Origin of the sequence: Streptomyces sp. HUAS ZL42, assembly GCF_040782645.1 — a bacterium.
GTDB lineage: Bacteria > Actinomycetota > Actinomycetes > Streptomycetales > Streptomycetaceae > Streptomyces.
Map to the genome: position 1 here is coordinate 8,155,256 of NZ_CP160403.1, position 18,609 is coordinate 8,173,864.

General features: G+C 68.8%; 17 protein-coding genes. 12 read left to right on the plus strand and 5 right to left on the minus strand.

Going from position 1 to position 18,609, the window contains the following annotated elements; all coding sequences use genetic code 11:
• Positions 1–42: 42 nt before the first annotated feature.
• Positions 43–372, minus strand: coding sequence for a hypothetical protein (locus tag ABZO29_RS37170; RefSeq protein ID WP_367324581.1), 330 nt, complete (start codon positions 370–372; stop codon positions 43–45).
• 146 nt (positions 373–518) lie between these two features.
• On the opposite strand from ABZO29_RS37170, the gene ABZO29_RS37175 reads away from it, so the two are divergent.
• From ABZO29_RS37175 to ABZO29_RS37190, 4 genes are read left to right on the plus strand one after another with little or no spacing between them, the layout of a single operon-like run.
• Positions 519–1,517 carry a CBASS oligonucleotide cyclase gene (locus ABZO29_RS37175; RefSeq protein WP_367324582.1) on the plus strand — a complete coding sequence of 333 codons (999 nt, stop codon included), beginning with the start codon at positions 519–521 and terminating at the stop codon, positions 1,515–1,517.
• Between the two features lie 4 nt (positions 1,518–1,521).
• The gene (locus ABZO29_RS37180; RefSeq protein ID WP_367324583.1) at positions 1,522–2,031 is read left to right on the plus strand and encodes a hypothetical protein; all 510 of its coding nucleotides are present in this window, start codon (positions 1,522–1,524) and stop codon (positions 2,029–2,031) included.
• Positions 2,032–2,063: 32 nt separating this feature from the next.
• Positions 2,064–2,987, plus strand: a complete 924-nt coding sequence (locus ABZO29_RS37185) for an AAA family ATPase (RefSeq protein WP_367324584.1) — start codon at positions 2,064–2,066, stop codon at positions 2,985–2,987.
• Positions 2,987–4,456, plus strand: coding sequence for an SAVED domain-containing protein (locus ABZO29_RS37190; RefSeq protein ID WP_367324585.1), 1,470 nt, complete (start codon positions 2,987–2,989; stop codon positions 4,454–4,456). Before ABZO29_RS37185 ends, ABZO29_RS37190 begins: the two co-directional genes overlap by 1 nt.
• Positions 4,457–4,794: 338 nt before the next feature.
• Here the strand turns inward: ABZO29_RS37190 and ABZO29_RS37195 are convergent, their stop codons facing one another.
• Positions 4,795–5,946: a hypothetical protein gene (locus ABZO29_RS37195; protein WP_367324586.1), complete on the minus strand. Its 1,152-nt coding sequence runs from the start codon at positions 5,944–5,946 to the stop codon at positions 4,795–4,797.
• 138 nt (positions 5,947–6,084) lie between these two features.
• Positions 6,085–8,250, minus strand: coding sequence for an MMPL family transporter (locus ABZO29_RS37200; RefSeq protein WP_367324587.1), 2,166 nt, complete (start codon positions 8,248–8,250; stop codon positions 6,085–6,087).
• 134 nt (positions 8,251–8,384) lie between these two features.
• Here ABZO29_RS37200 and rpe point away from each other — a divergent pair, with 134 nt between their 5' ends.
• The 6 genes from rpe (at position 8,385) to ABZO29_RS37230 (ending at position 14,368) form a co-directional block, all read left to right on the plus strand.
• On the plus strand, positions 8,385–9,071 hold the full coding sequence (gene rpe, locus ABZO29_RS37205; protein ID WP_367324588.1) for a ribulose-phosphate 3-epimerase: 687 nt from the start codon (positions 8,385–8,387) through the stop codon (positions 9,069–9,071).
• A 78-nt stretch (positions 9,072–9,149) separates the two neighbouring features.
• Positions 9,150–10,193, plus strand: a complete 1,044-nt coding sequence (locus ABZO29_RS37210) for a sugar-binding transcriptional regulator (RefSeq protein ID WP_367324589.1) — start codon at positions 9,150–9,152, stop codon at positions 10,191–10,193.
• A gap of 77 nt (positions 10,194–10,270) precedes the next feature.
• Positions 10,271–10,585 carry a barstar family protein gene (locus tag ABZO29_RS37215; RefSeq protein ID WP_367324590.1) on the plus strand — a complete coding sequence of 105 codons (315 nt, stop codon included), beginning with the start codon at positions 10,271–10,273 and terminating at the stop codon, positions 10,583–10,585.
• Positions 10,586–10,716: 131 nt separating this feature from the next.
• Positions 10,717–12,159, plus strand: a complete 1,443-nt coding sequence (locus tag ABZO29_RS37220) for a GuaB1 family IMP dehydrogenase-related protein (RefSeq protein WP_367324591.1) — start codon at positions 10,717–10,719, stop codon at positions 12,157–12,159.
• Positions 12,160–12,435: 276 nt separating this feature from the next.
• Positions 12,436–13,905, plus strand: coding sequence for an amino acid permease (locus tag ABZO29_RS37225; RefSeq protein WP_367324592.1), 1,470 nt, complete (start codon positions 12,436–12,438; stop codon positions 13,903–13,905).
• Positions 13,906–13,915: 10 nt separating this feature from the next.
• On the plus strand, positions 13,916–14,368 hold the full coding sequence (locus ABZO29_RS37230; protein ID WP_367324593.1) for an Lrp/AsnC family transcriptional regulator: 453 nt from the start codon (positions 13,916–13,918) through the stop codon (positions 14,366–14,368).
• A 66-nt stretch (positions 14,369–14,434) separates the two neighbouring features.
• On the opposite strand, the gene ABZO29_RS37235 is transcribed toward ABZO29_RS37230, so the two are convergent.
• On the minus strand, positions 14,435–14,887 hold the full coding sequence (locus ABZO29_RS37235) for a hypothetical protein (protein ID WP_367324594.1): 453 nt from the start codon (positions 14,885–14,887) through the stop codon (positions 14,435–14,437).
• Between the two features lie 226 nt (positions 14,888–15,113).
• Here ABZO29_RS37235 and ABZO29_RS37240 point away from each other — a divergent pair, with 226 nt between their 5' ends.
• Together ABZO29_RS37240 and ABZO29_RS37245 are read left to right on the plus strand one after the other, a co-directional pair.
• A complete protein-coding gene (locus tag ABZO29_RS37240) occupies positions 15,114–15,902 on the plus strand; it encodes a carbon-nitrogen hydrolase family protein (protein WP_367324595.1) in 789 nt (262 codons plus the stop codon).
• A gap of 41 nt (positions 15,903–15,943) precedes the next feature.
• Positions 15,944–17,641 (plus strand): flavin monoamine oxidase family protein, encoded by a 1,698-nt coding sequence (locus ABZO29_RS37245; RefSeq protein WP_367324596.1) that lies wholly within the window; start codon positions 15,944–15,946, stop codon positions 17,639–17,641.
• Here the strand turns inward: ABZO29_RS37245 and ABZO29_RS37250 are convergent.
• Positions 17,638–18,567: an LLM class F420-dependent oxidoreductase gene (locus ABZO29_RS37250; RefSeq protein WP_367324597.1), complete on the minus strand. Its 930-nt coding sequence runs from the start codon at positions 18,565–18,567 to the stop codon at positions 17,638–17,640. The two genes, ABZO29_RS37245 and ABZO29_RS37250, sit on opposite strands and share 4 nt — an antisense overlap.
• Positions 18,568–18,609 lie beyond the last annotated feature (42 nt).

The following is an 18,609-nucleotide window of genomic DNA, read 5'->3' on the forward strand; positions in this document are numbered from 1 at the left end:
CTCCTGGTGAGGAAGGGGCCGTGCGGGCGGCTAGTCGGCGGATCACAGGACAATCGCGGTTACGACGAGGGCGCGGACGGCCTGCTCGTCGAGCCGTCCGTGGGGATACGCGAGCGCCGGGGCGTCGCGCGGCCGTGCGAGGAGATCGGCGGCCGGCCCCAGGGAGATCAACAGGTATCCGTCGCCGCGGGTCGGATGGTGACGGAGCCGGGCGGCAGGCAGGCGGCGGAGCTCGGCCAGGTGTGCCGCAGCGGCTATCTCGCCAAGCCGTCGGCGGATCGCGGAAGCCAGTGCCGGGCCGTAGCGGCTGAGCCTGACGTCGTCGTCGTTGCAGATCCGGGCCAGCTCGCCATCGCCGAAGAGGATCTTCAACCGTCACCTCTGGAACAAGTTGTCTTTACCGGATCTGTGCATGCTACTCTCTCGGCGAGTGATTTGATCTCATGCACCAAATAGGTTCACGTAACTTTGTGTAGTCGCTTGCTGCGGGATGGTCCCGCAGAGGAAGGCGGGACCCGATGGTTTGGGAGACTCACGTTGATCACGAGGTCCTGGCGAACCACGCCGAGGACAAGGTGAACGTGCCGCAGGAGGAGGCCAAAGAGCGCAGGAGACAGGTCAACTTTCTGAGGGAGCGCTTGGAGTCCTACATCGGGGACCACCCGGCCTACGACCTGGTCAAACTCCGGGCGTCGGGCAGCACCGCGAAGCACACCGCGATCAAGCGCCGCAAGGGTGAGGGCTCCGATGCCGACGTTGCGGCCTACGTCCGCTCCTGTGACCCCGACACCCCCGAGGCCGACCTGCTGGAGTGGCTGAAGGACCGCTGCATCGAGGTGTACGGGAAGACGAAGGTCGCGGACGATTTCGTCATCTCCCAGCATGCCGTTGGGATCACCCTCCGCGGCTCCGGCCTCAAGATCGATGTCGCACCGGTGTTGTACACGGGGGAGTCCGATGACAAGGGCTACCTGATCACTCGGCAGGGGGAGCGGGTGCTGACCTCTGTCACGCAGCACCTCGAGTTCATCCGGACCCGAAAGAAGAAGGCCGGCCGCGGCTACGCGGAGCTCATCCGGTTGCTCAAGGCTTGGATCCGCGAGAGCAAGCGCCATGACCCCGACCTGCGCTGCAAGAGCTTCCTGCTCGAACTCATCGTTGCGCACCTGTGGGACAACGGCTGGAACGGTCAGGATCTGGAGGCCGACGACTACCCGCGCGCGATGGAGCAGGTCCTGGCCTACATCGTCCGTACCGGTCTGAAGTCCCCGATCGTCTTCGGCGACTTCTACGACCCCGCCGAGGTGGCGGCCTCCTGCGACGCCATCCAGGTCTGGGACCCGGTCAACCCCGGCAATAACGTCGCTTCCAGCTACACCGAGTACGACCGTCAGCGCCTTGTCGACCAGGCCGCCGCCTCCCTGGACGAGATCTCCTGGGCGGCGACCGCACCGACGAAGGGCGACGCCAACGATGCGTGGCGAACGCTGTTCGGTCCGTCCTTCGAAGGGGCATGAGACCGTGACCGCCTCATACGCCCGCTCTGCCACCTTCACCCTCACCGACGCGCGCTACATCGGGGCGAAGGTTGGTGCCGACCTCCGCCAGCTGAACAGCCTCTACGGCAAACCGGCGCTCACCACCATCGACAACTACGTCGAGGAAGTCGCCCTGCTCCTGAAGGACGGCTACCTCAACACCGTTGACTTCGGTTTCCGCGACTCCGGCAGCAATGCCTGGAAGCTGCGCCTCCGCTACCGAGTGACGGTTGGTGGCCACCTCGTGGACAACCGGCCGGGAAGCCTGCCGCGCAGCGTCGACATCGCCGGACTCGACTTCTACAGCTATCTGACCTACAGCACGGCGTTCCAACTTCTCGGGACAGCGGAACGAGACCGAGTCAAGGAAGCTCTGCCAGTGAAACGGACGGGCGCCGATGCTCCGTCCGCGAACGCCGGAACCACCCAGAGCGGCCGCGGCTATGCCCGCAACGGTACTGGCGTCGACCGAGACGTCTATCAGGCCCTGTGACCCCCTCCGACACCAGCACCGAGGACGACCCCGTGAGTAGCCAGGACGACCTGTTTCACCCCGTGATCGAACTGCCCGAACCCACCCGGCAGGCACGCTACGACCGCCTTATCGGCCTGGACGCAATGAAGCGCCAACTACGCAAGGAGGCCGTCCTCCTGGTCGACACCGATCGCCTGCACGCGTGGGCACGCCAACACCACCCGGGGACAGACCCCGCGGTGCTCCAACTGTTTGCCGACCGCGCACCGCTGTTCGTCTTCGCCGGGGATGTCGGTTCGGGGAAGTCCGCCCTTGCCGAGTCGTTCGGATGCGACCTGGCTGAACAGCTCGAGCTGCCGGTCTACTTGTACCGGCTCAAGCTCGCCACGCGAGGGAGCGGCCTCGTCGGCGAGATGACCGCACTGATCGGCGAGGCCTTCTCGCATGTACACGAGCAGGGTCGCCGGGCACGCGACTCCCGTGGCGTCAACTCTGTTCTTGTCATGGTCGTCGACGAAGCCGATGCCCTCGTCCAGTCCCGCGAGGCACAGCAGATGCACCACGAGGACCGCGCAGGGGTGGATGCCTTCCTCGCCGGGGTGGACAGCCTTGCCGGCGCCCGACTTCCTGTCCTGGTCGTACTGTGCACCAACCGTGTCGGCGCACTCGACCCCGCCCTCATGCGCCGCGCTGCGGCGACCTTCACGTTCGTCCGCCCCGACGACCAGCAGCGCCGTGCCGCACTCACCCGGGCCCTGCACGGCATCACCGTTCGCCCGGACACCTTCGACAAACTCGTCCAGCTCACCGGTCCGGACGCAGGCCATCCCGGCTATACCTTCTCCGACCTCACTCAGCGCCTGATCCCGGCGGCGATCCTGCAGGCTTTTCCCGAAGGGCCCCTCCGCGACGAACACCTCCTCACTGTCGCCAACGAACTCGCCCCCAGCCCCGTCTTCACGGAAACGCCCTGATGACCTCCCTGCCCCCGCCCAGCGCAAGTGGCGCACGGATCGCAGGCGACCTGTATCAGTGGCAGCTCGCGTGGCAAGGGTGCGTGACCGCCGTCCGCGACGCCGCCATCCACACACCCAATCCGGTCGTCGCGGTCGGCGTAGAAGTCGACGACGCCGGCAACCTAGACGACGTCGTCCTGCACCGCGTCACCCCTCCGCATTCCTACGCCCAGGTGAAGTACGCCGTCGACAGCAGCAGCCCCGTCAACGAGGAGTACTTGCTCAAGCCCAGCGACTCTGGCGGTCCGTCGATCCTGAAGAAGATCGCCCGCACCTGGCGCCAGCTCACCGCCGACGGCACTCCGGTGGACTTGGCCCTGATCAGTAATCGGGCCCCCGACCCCGGCGACCCGCTGGTCTCACTCCGTGATTCCCGCACCCAGTTGCTGATGCCCAAAGCTGGTCAACAAGGCCCCAGATCAGCAAAAGGCACTGCCCGACGACGATGGGCTGTGGGTGCCGACTTGACCGAGGCTGCCCTGCGCGACCTGCTTGAGGTGCTCCGCTTCGACCTTGCCCGTGACCCGACCCATCTGCACGAACACGTTCAGTCGCTCATGCTCGCCACGGGTTTGCGCCCGGATGATGCGGCGATTCATATCGGGGCCGATTGGGTGGCCCGCCAGGTACGAGATGGTCGGAGGACACTGACCCTGGCCGCCATCACCGAAGCCATCGACTCACTGCAGCTAAGGGCCGGACCCACCCGCGCCGTGGTCTCCATCGCCACCCTCAAGCCCGACCCCGTGGCAGGAGACGCCGACTACGCTCTCGATTGGGTCGACCGCTTCGACGGTGCGTCCGCCTACGTCAAGCGCCGCCCCCACGCCCCCGCGACCTGGGGTCAGCTCCAGGCGGATATTGAAGCGGCGCCCCACAGGATCCCGCCGGGAACGGCTGCCGTGGCGGTCACGGGGAGCCTTCGGCTGGCTCCTGCCTTCCTCACTGGCAGCGCCTTCCGGATGGTGACCGGCGCGGACCTCGCTGTCATGCAACGCGGCGAACGGTGGTCCTCCGCCGACCCGTACGACGCCGTGCTCACACCCGCACAATCCGAGTACAGGATCGGCCAGGGCTCAGATCTGGCCGTGGCCATCGCCGTGGCTACCGACCTCACCGATGACGTACTGGACTTTGTGCGAGACCAGGGCCTCCCGATATCCCAACTCCTAGTGCTCCGGCCGCCGACCGGCGCCAAGGACAACTCCATTCCGAACTCCGCGACGGCCAATGCCCTGGCTGTCGGCATCCGGGATACCGTGCGTCGCGCCAGCCGCAACGCCCCGCGCATCCACCTCTTCCAGGCCAGCCCCATGGGCCTGGCGCTGATGCTCGGCCACCGGTGGAACCGGCTGCGCACAACAGTGGTGTACGAGGATGTGCCAACCGAACGGATCTACGAAGAAGCCTTCACGATCGATGCCTGACCGCACCCCATCGTGGGCGGCGTGCGGGAGCTCGGGCGCTACCTGGTCGACAACCGAATGCGTGATGTGCGAAGCGCGGCCAAACCGGTTCGTGACCGTTGCATTCCGATCGACGTGCACGAGGGCACGTCCATGTAGCGCCTCCACGTTGATCAACGTACCGGCCTAACCCTCACACCGCCGTGAAGAAGGGCAAGTCCGACCGGGGAGCACGCATTGGTCAAGATCGTGAGACAGGATCCGTGACCAATGCGTGAGACGGTCGGCAAAAGTGCAGGTCACTATAGCGGAATAGGTCATTCCGAATAAGCGCCTACACGGGAAGGGAACGGAGAGCGTCATGCCATTCGGGTTGCCGGTATGCCGGCCAGCAGGGTCTCCAGCGGGCGGAGGACGTTGTCCCACGTCAGTCGCTGGGCCTGGGCATACGCTTCGTCACTGAGTGACTGCCACCTCTTCTCCTCACTGAGCGTGTCGATCACCGAGCGGAAGTTCTGCTCCGTGTATGCGACGGATCCGCGTAGCAGGTCCATATGACGCCGCCATGCGGGCACCAGCACAGGAAGCCCGTGAGCGATGTACTGCACCTGCTTCGACGAGAAGCCGTCCCGTCGCAGCGGGTCCCGGGTGCAGGTGACCAGCCCGATCTGGTACTGCCGCAGGACGTCGAGCGACGGCGCGTACCCGAGGTAATTCAGTCCGAGTTCCGGATCCGGTGGCGGTCCCCCATAGACGTCGATGTGCGGATACAACTGTGCGAGACGCGCAAGAAGAGGAGTGTCGTTGAATCCTGCGCTCAGGTTGCCGATGTAGACGATTCGTGGTGGATTCCCGAATCGAGCGCGGTGCGTCGAGGGGTTGCAGCCGAAGCCTAGACCCAGCAGATTGCGGCCACTGATCCCGTACTGCTCAACGGCATAGCGGGCATACGACTCCCAATGGAACGACAAATGGTCCACGTTCTCGAAGAGTTCCCTCTCACGGCGACGCAGTTTGCCGTGTTGCCGCTCGGTGAGGCTGCCGTCGAAGTACATCTCGTCCGCCCAGGGAGCGGGGCAGTCGTACAAAGTACGGGCGGATCCGGCGTCGGCCAGCACCTCCGCATTGTGTGGGTACTCGCAGATCACCAGGTCAAAATCATCCAGGGGAAGCGACGACTTCAGGATGGCACGTCGCAGACGCAGGTCCGCGACCAGCAGGTAATACTGCAGGGCGTGCCGTCCACGGCTCCAATGGCGTATGAGCATTGCGGAAGCGACTTCGGTCGCGTACAGGGCAAGCTTCGTCGGGCGGGGGCTGGGAAGCCTTTTGCCGAAGAGCCTTCGCGAACCGGAGGCCAGACTCAGTGTGTAGGTGTCAACCAATCGCACGTCATGCCCGCGCTCCTGCAGGAACCGCTGAATCTCCAGGGGTTTCAAGCGGTTTGCATAGGCGTCCAATTCGCAGAGCACCAAGATGTGCTTGCCGTTCGACCTTGCCGCAGTGCTCATCCGTACTCACCTGCGTCCGCGTGGCGGATAACACCGGGACCGGCGCGGGACGCCGAATCCCTTACGCTGTTTACACTGTAAATATACAGTTCCACCGAGCTGGCGGCATGTCAAGAAGCGGACGATGTCGGAGTCCGCTCATTCCGCGGACTGCCTGATCGCCGCTCCCGGCTCCGCGACGCCGCCCCGGCCGTCCGCGCCGTCCCGGTGGGACAGGTGGTGCGGCCACCACACCTTCTTGCCCACGTCGAGGAAGAGGGACGTGACCAGCACGGAGCGGACGATGAACGTGTCCAGCAGGACGCCGAGGGCGACCGCGAAGCCGATCTCCGCGAAGCCCACCATCGGGAGGGTGCCGAGGGCGGCGAACGTGCCCGCCAGGACCAGGCCGGCCGAGGTGATCACGGCGCCGGTCGCGGCGAGGCCCGTGACCACGCCGGGTCGGGTGCCCTGGTGGATGGCCTCCTCGCGGATACGGGTGGTCAGGAAGATGTTGTAGTCGATGCCCAGCGCCACCAGGAACACGAAGACGAACAGCGGGAAGGCCACGTCCTCGCCCGCGTAGTCGAAGACGTACCGGAAGGCGAGGGCGCTCAGACCCATCGCGGTGGCCAGGGAGAGCACCACGGTCCCGATCAGCAGCAGCGGGGCCACCAGGGCCCGCAGCAGGGCGCAGAGCACGAGCAGGACCACGGCCAGGACCAGCGGGATGACGAGGTAGTTGTCGTGGGTCTGGGCGTTGTCCATGTCCAGCAGGGCGGCCGTGCCCCCGCCGACCTGGGCGTCGGCGCCGGGTACGTCGTGCACCGCGTCGCGCACGCTCTTCACGATGTCCTTCGCCGCCCCGCTGTCGGCGGGCGCCCGCATGGTCGCCTCCAGCAGCACCCGTCCGTTGTGCTCGGGTGCGGCTCCGGGCGGTATCCCGATGCTCGTCGCCACGACACCGGGGTCCGCGGCGACCGTGCGGCCCACACGCTCGGCCTGCGCGCTGTTGGACACGATGACGAGCGGATCGCCGTTCCCCGCCGGGAAGTACCGCGCGGACACCTCCTGGCCGACGATCGAGTCCGGTTTGCCGGTGAAGGCGTCCGCGTTGGCGATGCCCGCCGCGTTCAACTGCAACAGCCCGAGCGACAGCACGGCGAGCACGCCCGCCGTGGTGGCCCAGGTCAGGCGTGGGCGGCGGGCGAAACGGCGGCCCATGCGGGCCCAGATGCCGCGCTCGGTCGGATCCGCGGACCCGTAGCGCGGAATGGCCGGCCAGAAGATCCAGCGACCGAAGATCAGCAGCAGCGCGGGGAACAGGGTGAGCATCGCGACGAGTGCGATCAGCACTCCGATGGCCGCCACGGGGCCCAGGCCACGCGTCGAGTTCATCTCGGCGACCATCAGCACCAGCATGCTCAGGACGACCGTCGCGCCAGAGGCCATGACCGCCGGGCCGGCCCGGTTCACGGCCCGCTCCATCGCCTCGTGCCGGCTCTTGTGACGGCGCAGTTCCTCCCGGTAGCGGGCGACCAGCAGCAGCGCGTAGTCCGTGCCCGCACCGAACACGAGCACCGTGAGGATGCCCGCGCTCTGACCGTTGACGGTCAGGCCCGCGTGCCGGGCCAGCAGGTAGATCAGTGCCTGCGCGGTGAACAGGGCCGCCACGACCGCGACCAGTGGAACGAACAGCAGTGTCGGACTGCGGTAGGTGAACAGCAGCATCACGATCACGACGGTCATCGCGGAGAACAGCAGGGTCGAGTCGATGCCCTCGAAGGCGTTCGCGAAGTCGGCGGAGGTACCGCCGGGTCCCGTGATGTGGACCGCGAGTCCGTCGCCGCCCTTGCCCACCTGGTCGCGGATCGAGTCGACCGCAGGGGCGATCCGCTGCCAGCCCTGCGCGTCCATGGTGATCGGCACGTAGATCTGGGCGGCCCGCGGGTTGGGCTGCCGGTCGTAGACGGGGCCCCGGGTCTCCGCACCGCGGATGCCGTGCGCGCGCAGCGTCTTGACCTGCTGTACGTCCTGGGCGATCTGCTGCTGGTCCTGCGCGGTCAGCCCGCTCGGGCGCGCGTAGACGACCACGCCGGGAATCTGCTCGGGCCTGAAGCCCTCGGAGATGTCGAGAACCTGGGTGGACTCGGCGGAGCCGGGCAGCCAGGACTGGGCGTCGTTGTCCTGGGCGTCGTTCAGTTTCATCCCGAGCGGGGCCGCGATCACCAGCACGACCAGCCAGAGAATCACGATCAGCCACTTGGAGCGCCGTCCGCACACGAACCGGATGGTGCTGCGCTTCACGGTGTCGAGATGCCTCATGGCGACCCCCGTGGTCGTACGTGGTGCCGATGGGCCGCCCAGCATGGCACGCGCCACCGCCGGACGACATGGGCTGGACGGCCCAGGTCCGGACCGGCGCGAACAACCGTCCGCGGACATGGCAGGCTTGGGTCATGGCCGCGCAGATCAACCCCAGCATCCTGTCCGCCGACTTCGCCCGCCTCGCGGACGAGGCGAAGGCGGTCGAGGGAGCCGACTGGCTCCACGTCGACGTGATGGACAACCATTTCGTCCCGAACCTCACGCTCGGTGTGCCGGTCGTAGAGTCCCTGGCCCGTGCGACGGACACTCCGCTGGACTGCCATCTGATGATCGAGGCCCCCGATCGCTGGGCGCCCCAGTACGTGGAAGCGGGTGCCTCCTCCGTCACCTTCCATGTCGAGGCGGCCGCCGCGCCGGTGCGACTCGCCCGCGAGATCCGGGCGAAGGGTGCCCGGGCCTCCATGGCGCTCAGGCCCGCGACGCCCATCGAGCCGTACGAGGACATGCTGCCCGAACTCGACATGCTGCTGATCATGACGGTCGAGCCGGGCTTCGGCGGCCAGGCGTTCCTGGACATCATGCTTCCGAAGATCCGGCGCACTCGCGAGTTGATCAGCAAGCACGGTCTCGAACTCTGGCTCCAGGTCGACGGCGGAGTCTCCGCCTCCACCATCGAGCGCTGCGCGGAGGCCGGCGCGGACGTCTTCGTCGCCGGCTCCGCGGTGTACGGGGCATCCGACCCGGCCGAAGCGGTACGTGCATTGCGCACACAGGCTGAGGAGGCGACGGCCAGGGCGTCGTGGGCGTGCGACCACTGAACCACAGGAACATGAACGGCTCCCATCAGGGCTGATCAAGAGCGCCGGATCTGCAAGGATGAACGGCGAGTCCAGAGTGTGAACAGCAGTGAGGAGATCGCCGTGTCGGGTATGTCGGCGGGCCGGTCAGCAGTGCGGATGGGACCCGCTGAGCTGGTGCAGGCGGCGGCCATGGCCCGCCGCTTCTACCTCGAGGGCAAGTCCAAGATCCAGATCGCGGAGGAGTTCGGCGTCAGCCGCTTCAAGGTGGCCCGGGTCCTGGAGACGGCTCTCGAACGGGATCTCGTACGGATCGAGATCCGCGTCCCGGCCGAGCTGGACGCCGAGCGCTCGGACGCGCTGCGCGCCCGGTACGGCCTGAGGCACGCCGTCGTGGTCGAGTCCCCGGCCGACGTCGAGGAGTCGCCGGACCCCGAGAACCTCGGCGAAGTCGCCGCCGACCTGCTCGGGGAGCTGGTGAACGAGGGCGATGTGCTCGGCCTGGCCTGGGGCCGGTCCACCATCCACATGGCGGCCGCCCTGGACCGGCTCCCGCCGTGCACGGTGGTCCAGCTGACGGGTGTGTACGACGCAGGGACCGCCGAACGCGGCTCGGTGGAGGCCGTGCGGCGCGCCGCACAGGTGTCGGGTGGCGACGCCCACCCCATCTACGCGCCGATGCTGCTGCCGGACGCGGCCACCGCTGCCGCGCTGCGCAACCAGACGGGGATCGCCCGGGCCTTCGAGTACTTCGACAAGGTCACGGTCGCCTGCGTCTCCATCGGCTCCTGGGAGCCGGGCATCTCGACGGTGCACGACATGCTCAGCGACGAGGAGCGCGGGCACTACGCCTCGCTCGGCGTCGCGGCCGAGATGTCCGCCCACCTCTTCGACACCGAGGGCCGCAGGGTGGGACGGGACCTGGGCGAGCGGTGCATCACGGTCAAGGCCGACCAGCTCCGCCGTATCCCCGAGGTCGTCGCGATCGCGGGTGGTCAGCGCAAGGCGGCCGCGATCGACGCGGTGCTGCGGTCGGGGCTGGTGACCAGCCTGGTGACGGACACGTCCGCCGCGGACTACCTGATGACCGCGGGGCCGACGCCGAAGCCCGCGCTCAACAGGGCCGATCCGGACGGGTCCTGACGGAGCGCCGGAGAGCCGGGAGGGGCGGTCGCGACCGCCCCTCCCGCACAGGCCACCACTACTCAGGGACGGCTTGGATGACGCAGTTCGTGGTCACGCTCGACCTCGACGGGGTGACGGACAAGGCGGGCCTGATGGACCGCTGCGCACGCGCTCTCCGACTGCCCGGCTGGTTCGGCCGCAACTGGGACGCGCTCGCCGATTCGCTCTCCGACCACACCGTCTGGCCGGAGGACGCCGTCGTGGAGGGTCTGCTGGTCGTCGTGCGGAACTGGCGGCCGTACGCGAAGGCGCAGCCGGGGGAGTGGGAGATCGCGCAGGAGGTGTTCGCGGAGGCGGCGAACCGGACGCCGGCGCTCACCGTCGCGCTGGCTCTTGGAGGTTCCTCCTAAGGGGCCTCTGACCAGCCTGGACGATCTGCCCGGGCATCGCATGACGGCCGACATGGGACAATGAAGTACGTGCTCTTCCCCCTGGCTGACCTGTCCTGGGGCCACCTCTGATCGACTGGGATGTGCAGCACGTGCGTTTCCTCAATGACATCCAGCCCGCGTACGACCTGACGTACGACGACGTCTTCATGGTGCCGAGCCGCAGCGCGGTCGGTTCGCGGCAGGACGTGGACCTCGCCTCCCCGGACGGGACGGGCACCACCATTCCGCTGGTCGTCGCCAACATGACCGCCATCGCGGGCCGTCGTATGGCGGAGACGGTCGCCCGGCGTGGCGGCCTCGTGGTCATACCGCAGGACATCCCGATCGACGTGGTCACCGAGGTCATCGCCTGGGTGAAGAGCCGCCATCTGGTCCTGGACACCCCGATCGTGCTGGCCCCGCACCAGACCGTCGCCGACGCGCTGGCGCTCCTGCCGAAGCGCGCGCACAACGCGGGCGTGGTCGTCGACGAGGAGCACCGGCCCGTCGGTGTCGTCACCGACCGGGACCTCACCGGTGTCGACCGCTTCACGCAGCTCGAGGTCGTCATGTCCCGGGACCTGCTGCTCCTGGACGCGGACATCGATCCGCGCGAGGCCTTCAACACCCTCGACGCGCACAACCGGCGCTACGCCCCCGCCGTCGACGCGGACGGCAAGCTCGCCGGCATCCTCACTCGCAAGGGCGCGCTGCGCGCCACGCTCTACACGCCGGCCACCGACGCCCGGGGCAGGCTGCGCACCGCCGCCGCCGTCGGCATCAACGGCGATGTCGCGGGCAAGGCCAAGCAGCTGCTCGACGCGGGCGTCGACACCCTCGTCATCGACACCGCGCACGGCCACCAGGAGTCGATGATCAACGCGATCAAGGTGGTGCGGGACCTCGACCCGCAGGTGCCGATCGTCGCCGGCAACATCGTCTCGGCCGTGGGCGTCAAGGACCTGGTCGACGCGGGTGCGGACATCATCAAGGTCGGCGTCGGGCCGGGCGCGATGTGCACCACCCGCATGATGACCGGTGTGGGCCGGCCGCAGTTCTCGGCCGTCCTGGAGTGCGCGGCCGAGGCGAAGAAGTACGGCAAGCACGTGTGGGCCGACGGCGGTGTCCGCCACCCGCGCGACGTCGCCATGGCCCTCGCGGCCGGTGCGTCCAACGTGATGGTCGGATCCTGGTTCGCGGGCACCTACGAGTCGCCGGGCGACCTCCAGCAGGACGCGAACGGGCTCCTCTACAAGGAGTCGTTCGGCATGGCGTCCGCGCGTGCCGTGCGCAACCGCACCTCGGACGAGTCGGCGTACGACCGCGCCCGCAAGGCGCTGTTCGAGGAGGGCATCTCCACCTCCCGCATGTTCCTCGACCCGGCCCGTCCGGGCGTCGAGGACCTGATCGACTCGGTCGTCGCGGGCGTCCGTTCCTCCTGCACCTACGCCGGCGCGGCCTCCCTCGAGGAGTTCGCCGAGAAGGCGGTCGTCGGCATCCAGAGCGCCGCCGGCTACGCGGAGGGCAAGCCGCTGCACGCCAGCTGGACCTGAGCGCTCCGCTTGGCGCGCGGTTCAGCAATGTGCCGGCCGGCCGTGGCTGGTCGCGCACCCCGTGGGGCGCGGCACAACGAATGCGCACCCGGATGCGATGAACGCAACGATCTTGCGGAGATGCGCAAGGTTGCTGCATTACAGGGGCAACGCCCCGGCTCATAGGGTTCTGCGCTGTACGTGGCGTGGCGGGGACCCCGCTCGGTGGGCTCCTGCTGGCGCAGGGGTGCCGCCGGTCCCCGCCGGCCTGTCCTGCAGCGACGAAGGAGTCAGCGCGTGCTCGATCAAGGCGCACCCCCGCAGAATCGCACCCCGTCCGCCCCACCGACCCCCGGCGTCGGTGGGCGTCTCATGCGTCGCAAGCCCGTGGAACGCCTGGTGGCGGAGGGCGGCCAGGGTGAGGGAGGGGCCCTGCGCAGGTCCCTCGGGCTCTGGCAGCTGACCATGATCAGCATCGGTGCCACCCTCGGCACCGGCATCTTCGTCGTCCTCGGCGAAGCCGTTCCCAAGGCGGGTCCGGCCGTGACCCTGTCCTTCGTGATCGCCGGGCTCACCGCCCTCTTCTCCGCGCTCTCCTACGCCGAGCTCGCGGGCACCATCCCCGTCGCCGGGTCCTCGTACTCGTACGCATACGCAACGATGGGCGAGCTGATCGCCTGGGTGTGCGGCTGGTGTCTGGTCCTGGAGTACGGGGTGTCGGTCGCCGCCGTGGCCGTGGGCTGGGGCGAGTACCTCAACGAACTGCTCGACGGGACGATCGGCGTGACCGTCCCGGACGCCCTGTCGGCCCCGCCCGGCGACGGCGGTGTCTTCAACCTGCCCGCGCTGATCGTCGTACTGCTGGCGATGGCGTTCCTCCTGGGCGGTGCCCGTGAGTCCGCCCGCGCCAACACGATCATGGTGGTCGTGAAGATCGCCGCGCTGGTGCTGTTCTGCGCCATCGGTATCCAGGGCTTCCGCTCCGGCAACTACGAGAACTTCATGCCGCTGGGGATGGCGGGCGTGAGTGCGGCGGGCGCGACGCTCTTCTTCTCGTACATCGGCTTCGACGCGGCGTCGACGGCCGGCGAGGAGGCGAAGAACGCGAAGCGCGACCTGCCGCGCGCGATCATGCTGTCGCTCGTCATCGTGACGGCGCTGTACGTCCTCGTCGCGGCCGTCGCCGTCGGGGCCAAGCCCTGGCAGGGGTTCAACGACTCGGAGGCCGCGCTCGCCCAGATCATGCGCGAGGTCACCGGACAGACCTTCTGGGGCACGCTGCTGGCCTTCTGCGCGGTCATCGCCATCGCGAGCGTCGTGCTGACCGTGCTGTACGGCCAGACCCGCATCCTCTTCGCGATGTCCCGAGACGGACTGGTGCCGAAGGTGTTCGCCAAGGTCCACCCGAAGACCGGCACGCCCCGCGCCAACACACTGATCGTGTCCCTGTTCTGCGGTGTCCTGGCCGCCGCGATCCCGCTCGGCCAGCTCGCCGACGCCACCAGCATCGGCACCCTCTTCGCCTTCGCGCTGGTCAACGTGGCCGTGGTCGTGCTGCGCCGCACGCGCCCGGACATGTCCCGCACCTTCCGCGTCCCGCTGTCGCCGCTCCTGCCGGCCCTCGGCTTCGCCTTCTGCGTCTGGATGATGGGCAGTCTGTCCACCGTCACCTGGGTGGTCTTCGGGGTCTGGATGGCCGCCGGGCTCGTGTTCTACTTCGTGTACGGCTACCGCCGCTCCCGTCTCGCCACGCCCGAAGTGAAGTGAAACTCCCGCAGTGCTGAACGATCTCGACGAACGCATCGTGCACGCCCTCGCCGAGGACGCCCGCCGCTCCTTCGCGGACATCGGGCAGCTCGTCGGTCTGTCCGCGCCCGCAGTGAAGCGGCGCGTGGACCGGCTGCGCGCCACCGGAGCCATCACCGGCTTCACCGTACGGGTCGACCCGGCGGCCCTCGGCTGGGAGACCGAGGGCTTCGTCGAGATCTACTGCCGGCGCCACACCTCGCCGGAGACCATTCAGCGGGGCCTGGAGCGCTATCAGGAGGTCGTGGCCGCGTCCACCGTCACCGGGGACGCGGACGCGATCGTCCAGGTCTTCGCCTCCGACATGCGGCACTTCGAGCGCGTGCTGGAGCGCATCGCGGGGGAGCCGTTCGTGGAGCGGACGAAGTCCGTGCTGGTGCTGTCCCCGCTGCTGCGACGGTTCTCGTCGGGGTCGCCGACCTGAGCCCTACCGCTCGGGACCTGAGCCCTACCGCTCGGGACCTGAGCCCTGCCGCTCGGGACCTGAGCCCTACCGCTCGGACCGGCGGCGGACCGCCGTCAGCAGCCGCCGTACGAGGATCCTGTGCCCGCCCGTGCCGATGACCAGCCGCCGGTAGAGGCCGCCGGACGGGCCGGGGAAGGCGGCCCGTGTCTCGGCGCGTAGCCGGATGTGCCCCGGGCCCGCCTCGTCCAGACGGAAGATCAGCGCGTACGACGAGAAGCGATGGCCTCCGACGAGGACCAGCTCTCGTTCCGGCACCGCGTCGGCCACATGGAAGCCGGGCAGTGTCGAGCCCTTGATCAGGGGGCTGGGCCCGGACGCCTTGCGGTCGGCGGTGCCGACGAGGCGTGCGTAACGGGCCGAACGGGGGCGGGTGAAGGACCGGACGAGGGTTTCGCCCAGTCCGCGCCAGACGTCCGCGGCCCGAGCCGCGACGACCGTCGTGTGCTCGTCGATCCGGGGCAACGCAGCGATCTCCATCAGGGCCTCCGTGAGTCGGACCCGTCCCCCGCTGAAGACTGTCCCACAGGCACTGTGCCGACCGGCCGCCGGGGCAGGCGAGGGCGTGCAACGAATCGCCGCCCGACGGGTCACGGACGCAACGATCCGCTCATCGGCGCGCAACGGCTCCTCCTTGTCCGCCCTGGTCAGCGGCCCGTACCGTCTACATGGCCCCCAACCCCCTCCGTCCCGGTGAGGAACACCCATGCGCACAGCCCTGCTCCAGAGCTCCGGCCGACCCGGCTCGGTCGTCGAGAACCTCAAGGTTCTCGACGAGGCCGCGGGCAGGGCCGGAGCTGCCGGCGCCGGGCTCCTCGTCGCGCCGGAGATGTTCCTGACCGGGTACGCGATCGGCGACGACATCGCCCGCCTCGCCGAGCCCGCCGACGGCGACTCCGCGGACGCGGTCGCCGAGATCGCCGGCCGGCACGGGCTTGCTGTCGCGTACGGCTACCCGGAGCGTTCCGCCGGCGTCGTGTACAACTCCGCGCAGCTCGTCTCCGCCGACGGCGCCCGGCTCGCCAACTACCGCAAGACCCACCTCTTCGGCTCCTTCGAGCGCGACCACTTCACGCCGGGTGAGCAGCCGGTCGTCCAGGCGGAGCTCGAGGGTCTCCGGGTCGGGATCATGATCTGCTACGACGTCGAGTTCCCGGAGAACGTCCGCGCCCACGCCCTGGCCGGCACGGACCTCCTCGTCGTCCCGACCGCGCAGATGCACCCGTTCCAGTTCGTCGCCGAGTCGGTGGTCCCGGTGCGTGCCTTCGAGAACCAGATGTACGTGGCGTACGTCAACCGGGTCGGGCAGGAGGGCGAGTTCGAGTTCGTGGGCCTCTCCACCCTCGCCGGGCCGGACGGGGTCGCCCGTACCCGCGCCGGTCGTGGCGAGGAGCTCGTCCTCGCCGACGCCGACCCCGTGGCCCTCGCCGCCTCCCGCGAGGCGAACCCGTATCTGCAGGACCGCCGCCCCGGCCTCTACGGGTCCCTCGTCTGAAGCCTCCCCCCGTTTCTTTTCGTGCAAGGAGTTCGTACCCCATGACGTCCACCGTGCCCAACGCCGTCGAGCACGCAGACGAGCAGCAGCCGCCGATCACCATGTTCGGCCCGGACTTCCCGTACGCGTACGACGACTTCCTCGCCCACCCGGCGGGTCTCGGCCAGATACCGGCGACCGAGCACGGCACCGAGGTCGCGGTCATCGGCGGCGGACTGTCGGGCATCGTGGCCGCGTACGAGCTGATGAAGATGGGTCTCAAGCCCGTCGTGTACGAGGCCGACCGGATCGGAGGGCGACTGCGCACCGTCGGTTTCGAGGGCTGCGACCCGTCCCTCACGGCGGAGATGGGCGCGATGCGCTTCCCGCCGTCCTCCACGGCGCTGCAGCACTACATCGACCTGGTGGGCCTCGAGACCCGGCCCTTCCCCAACCCCCTCGCGGAGGCGACTCCTTCGACTGTCGTCGACCTCAAGGGCGAGTCCCACTACGCCGAGACGATCGACGACCTGCCGCAGGTCTACCGGGACGTCGCCGACGCCTGGAACAAGTGCCTCGAAGACGGCGCCGACTTCTCCGACATGAACCGCGCCATGCGCGATCGCGACGTCCCGCGCATCCGCGAGATCTGGTCCCGGCTCGTCGAGAAGCTCGACAACCAGACCTTCTACGGATTCCTCTGCGACTCCGAGGCCTTCAGGTCCTTCCGGCACCGCGAGATCTTCGGCCAGGTCGGCTTCGGAACGGGCGGCTGGGACACCGACTTCCCCAACTCCATCCTGGAGATCCTGCGCGTCGTCTACACCGAGGCCGACGACCATCACCGGGGCATCGTCGGCGGCTCCCAGCAGCTGCCGCTGCGGCTGTGGGAGCGCGAGCCCGAGAAGATCGTGCACTGGGCCCACGGGACCTCGCTCGCGAGCCTGCACGAGAACCGCGAACCCCGCCCGGCCGTGACCCGGCTGCACCGCACCGCCGGCAACCGGATCACGGTGACGGACGCCGAGGGTGACATCCGTACGTACAAGGCGGCCGTCTTCACGGCGCAGTCCTGGATGCTGCTGTCGAAGATCGCCTGCGACGACTCGCTCTTCCCGATCGACCACTGGACGGCGATGGAGCGGACCCACTACATGGAGTCGTCGAAGCTGTTCGTGCCGGTGGACCGGCCGTTCTGGCTGGACAAGGACGAGGAGACGGGCCGGGACGTCATGTCGATGACGCTCACCGACCGCATGACGCGCGGGACCTACCTCCTGGACGACGGTCCTGACAGGCCCGCGGTCATCTGCCTGTCCTACACCTGGTGCGACGACAGCCTGAAGTGGCTGCCGCTGTCCGCGAACGAGCGGATGGAGGTCATGCTGAAGTCGCTGTCGGAGATCTATCCGAAGGTCGACATCCGGAAGCACATCATCGGCAACCCGGTGACCGTCTCCTGGGAGAACGAGCCCTACTTCATGGGCGCGTTCAAGGCCAACCTGCCGGGCCACTACCGCTACCAGCGGCGCCTGTTCACCCACTTCATGCAGGACCGGCTGCCCGAGGACAAGCGGGGCGTCTTCCTCGCCGGCGACGACATCTCGTGGACGGCGGGCTGGGCCGAGGGTGCCGTCCAGACCGCGCTGAACGCGGTCTGGGGCGTCATGCACCACCTCGGCGGCGCGACCGACCCGTCCAACCCCGGGCCCGGAGACGTCTACGACGAGATCGCGCCGGTCGAGCTGCCCGAGGACTAGATCCCGGCGGCGCGCGCCTTCTCGTACACCTCGGCGGCGACGTCCTTCAGCTCCTGGGCGTCGCGCGTGCCGAACTGGAGGTCGATGAAGATCTCGTCGAGGCCGACCTCGGCGTGCGCGGCCAGGTCCTCGACGATCTGGTCGACGCTGCCCTGGAAGGGCCGGCGGTCCGCACCGTCGTAACCCTTGGCCAGGTACTGCGCGTTGGTGCGCAGGACCGTCTGGATCGGTTCCGTGCGTCCGCGCTCGGCGGCCAGCTCCTGCAGCGCCTTCCACTGGGCGGCGAGTGCCTCTGCGCCCATGCCGATCGGCATCCAGCCGTCGGCGTGGTCGACAAGCCGGCGCTGCGCCTTCCCGGCGCCGGCGGCCAGCAGGATCGGGATCGGCCGCGCGGGCTTGGGGCCGACGACGGCCGGGTTGATGGTCGTGACGCTTCCCTCGTACGACACCGGGTCCGGGCCCCAGACCGCGCGGCACACCCCGATCAGCTCGTCCAGGACCTGGCCGCGCTCCTCGAACGGGCGGACGGAAGCGGCCGCGTACTCGTCGAGCGACCAGCCCGTGCCCAGGCCCGCGGCCACCCGGCCGCCGCTCGCCGCGTCCAGCGTGGCGAGGGCCTTGGCGAGCTGGAACGGCACGTGCAGCGGGGCGACCAGGACGCTGGTGCCCAGCCGGACGCGCTCGGTGGCGGCAGCGGCGAGCGTGAGGGTGACCAGGGGCTCGGCGACGCCCCGGTACCCGTCCGGCCAGGGGAGGCCCTCGATGCCGTACAGGCCCTGCGTGGCGGGCTCGGGCACCAGCAGCCGCTCGTACACCCAGAGGCTCTCGTAGCCGATCTGCTCGGCGGTGCGGGCCACGTCGGGCACGTCCCGGCCGAGGTCGTACTGCTTGTTCTGGGGAAGTGCGAGTCCGAGCCGTGTCGCCATGCCCTGTGCTCCTTTGCATGAGGTGCGTTCCTGTCGAACGTA

Coding starts and splice junctions, on each gene's coding strand:
- ABZO29_RS37175 (WP_367324582.1), top strand. CDS start 519: ATGGTTTGGGAGACTCACGTTGATCACGAGGTCCTGGCGAACCACGCC.
- ABZO29_RS37190 (WP_367324585.1), top strand. CDS start 2,987: ATGACCTCCCTGCCCCCGCCCAGCGCAAGTGGCGCACGGATCGCAGGC.
- ABZO29_RS37195 (WP_367324586.1), bottom strand. CDS start 5,946: ATGAGCACTGCGGCAAGGTCGAACGGCAAGCACATCTTGGTGCTCTGC.
- ABZO29_RS37200 (WP_367324587.1), bottom strand. CDS start 8,250: ATGAGGCATCTCGACACCGTGAAGCGCAGCACCATCCGGTTCGTGTGC.
- rpe (WP_367324588.1), top strand. CDS start 8,385: ATGGCCGCGCAGATCAACCCCAGCATCCTGTCCGCCGACTTCGCCCGC.
- ABZO29_RS37215 (WP_367324590.1), top strand. CDS start 10,271: ATGACGCAGTTCGTGGTCACGCTCGACCTCGACGGGGTGACGGACAAG.
- ABZO29_RS37235 (WP_367324594.1), bottom strand. CDS start 14,887: ATGGAGATCGCTGCGTTGCCCCGGATCGACGAGCACACGACGGTCGTC.
- ABZO29_RS37240 (WP_367324595.1), top strand. CDS start 15,114: ATGCGCACAGCCCTGCTCCAGAGCTCCGGCCGACCCGGCTCGGTCGTC.
- ABZO29_RS37245 (WP_367324596.1), top strand. CDS start 15,944: ATGACGTCCACCGTGCCCAACGCCGTCGAGCACGCAGACGAGCAGCAG.
- ABZO29_RS37250 (WP_367324597.1), bottom strand. CDS start 18,567: ATGGCGACACGGCTCGGACTCGCACTTCCCCAGAACAAGCAGTACGAC.